We start from the raw sequence: 1,958 nt of genomic DNA, 5'->3' as shown, positions 1-1,958 counted from the left end.
GGTCGTCGCCCCGTTGGGCGCGGGCCGCAATGGCGAAACCTTCAACGTCAACGGCGACAATGCCGCCGGGGCAATCGCGGCGGCGCTTAAGGCCGACCGCCTGCTGCTGCTGACCGACGTGGCTGGCGTCAAGGATTCCAGCGGCGAGGTCGTCACCGAACTGTCGCCTGACCAGATTCGCCAATTGACCGAAGACGGCGTGATCGCCGGTGGCATGATCCCGAAAACCGAGACCGCGCTGACCGCGATCGAAGGCGGCGTGCGCGCCGTGGTCATTCTGGATGGCCGCGCCCCGAACGCCTGTCTGCTGGAACTGTTCACTGAACATGGGGCGGGTTCGCTGATCCGCACCCCGCGCTGACCACGCTAAACGCGCTGGACGACCGGCTGGCCCTAGATCGGCTGGCCGTGTTCGGCGCGTTTCATCCCGGCCCCGATGACGCCACCCCGCCCGGCACCGGCACCTTGGTGCTGATCGGCCCGCGCGAGCCCGGCTTTTGGCTGCATTTTACCGCCAGCCCCGAATATCGCGACGCGCGGCCCGACCCTCTGGACCGCTGGTCCAAGCGGGTCATCGGCGCGGTGGCGCAGGATTGGGCCGGGCGCGCGCTGTTCCCGTCAGACGGGCCGCCCTGGCCGCCCTTCATCGCCTGGGCCCTGCGCAGCGGTCGGACGTGGCAATCGCCGGTCGGGCTGTTGGTGCATGATCAGGCCGGGCTGTTCGTGTCCTATCGCGGCGCGCTGGCCCTGCCCGGGCGGCTGGACCTGCCCGCCACGCCGCCGCGCCTCTGCGACAGCTGCGCCGATCAGCCCTGCCGCACCGCCTGCCCGGTCGATGCGCTGGGCGAGATCTATGATATCCCGGCCTGCCACGCGTTTCTGGACCAGCCCCAAGGCCGCGCCTGTCTGGAAACAGGTTGTGCGGCACGCCGGGCCTGTCCGATCAGCCAAAGCTATGGCAGGATGGCGGAACAATCCGCATTTCATATGGCCTCGTTTCACCCATGACCCTTCGCCTGATCCTTGTTCGTCATGCCAAATCCGACTGGGATGACCCGTTTGCGGACGATCACGATCGGGTGCTGAACAAACGCGGCCGGGCTTCGGCGCCGCTGATGGGGCGGTTTCTGGCCACGCATGGCCACCGCCCGTCGCTGGTGGTCAGTTCGACCGCACGGCGCACGCTTGAGACATGGGACAGGATGGCCCCGGCCTTTGGCTCGGACCTGCCGCCGCTGCGCCCCGAGCCCAGCCTGTATCACGCCAGTGCCGCCCGCATGATGCGGGTTCTGCAAAGCTGTGTGCCGCCGACGGTGATGATTTTGGGACATAACCCCGGGATCAGCGATTTTGCCCAGCAATTGCTGGCGCAAATCCCCCGCCACCCGCGGTTTCGCGATTTTCCGACCTGCGCCACGATGGTGGCCGGGTTCGATATTCCGCGATGGTCCGACCTGCGGCCCGGCATCGGCAAGGTGATCGACTTTGCGATCCCCGCCGACATGACCGACTAAACCGGGCCTAGTGGCCCAGAATCTGGCTGAGGAACAGCTTGGTCCGTTCGCTTTTCGGGTTGTTAAAGAATTCTTCCGGCTCGTTCTGTTCGACGATCTGGCCCTGATCCATAAAGATCACCCGGTTGGCGACCTGACGTGCAAAGCCCATCTCGTGGGTGACGCACAGCATGGTCATGCCCTCTTCGGCGAGCTCGATCATGGTATCCAGAACCTCTTTGATCATCTCGGGGTCCAGCGCCGAGGTCGGCTCGTCGAACAGCATCACCCGCGGCATCATGCACAGCGCCCGCGCGATCGCCACGCGCTGTTGCTGGCCGCCGGACAACTGGCCGGGATATTTGTTGGCCTGCTCGGGGATTTTTACCTTTTCCAGAAAATGCATCGCGGTCTCAACCGCTTCTTTCTTGGGGATCTTGCGCACCCAAAGCGGCGCCAGCGTGC

4 protein-coding genes are annotated in these 1,958 nt (G+C 65.5%); 3 read left to right on the top strand and 1 reads right to left on the bottom strand.

Features of this window, described 5'->3' with window-relative positions; translation table 11 throughout:
- The 3 genes from argB to ABYW26_RS13945 form a co-directional block, all read left to right on the top strand.
- Positions 1-361, top strand: a 361-nt coding sequence (gene argB / locus ABYW26_RS13955; RefSeq protein WP_372605516.1) for an acetylglutamate kinase, incomplete at its 5' end; no start/stop codon positions are given.
- Between the two features lie 47 nt (positions 362-408).
- Positions 409-1,008 (top strand): ferredoxin, encoded by a 600-nt coding sequence (locus ABYW26_RS13950; RefSeq protein ID WP_372605515.1) that lies wholly within the window; start codon positions 409-411, stop codon positions 1,006-1,008.
- Complete coding sequence (locus ABYW26_RS13945) at positions 1,005-1,514, top strand: histidine phosphatase family protein (RefSeq protein WP_372605514.1); 510 nt, start codon at positions 1,005-1,007, stop codon at positions 1,512-1,514. The genes ABYW26_RS13950 and ABYW26_RS13945 overlap by 4 nt, the downstream gene beginning before the upstream one ends.
- 7 nt (positions 1,515-1,521) lie before the next feature.
- Here the strand turns inward: ABYW26_RS13945 and ABYW26_RS13940 are convergent.
- A partial coding sequence (locus ABYW26_RS13940) for an amino acid ABC transporter ATP-binding protein (RefSeq protein ID WP_372605512.1) occupies positions 1,522-1,958 on the bottom strand: 437 nt, incomplete at its 5' end.

The sequence above is a fragment of the Actibacterium sp. genome, from assembly GCF_041584535.1.
Lineage (GTDB): Bacteria > Pseudomonadota > Alphaproteobacteria > Rhodobacterales > Rhodobacteraceae > Actibacterium_D.
Note: the sequence above shows the minus strand (reverse complement) of the source record. Positions and strands in the feature narration are given on the sequence as shown.

Excerpts from the sequence above, each read along its gene's own strand:
- ABYW26_RS13945 (WP_372605514.1), top strand. The coding sequence starts at position 1,005 with ATGACCCTTCGCCTGATCCTTGTTCGTCATGCCAAATCCGACTGGGAT.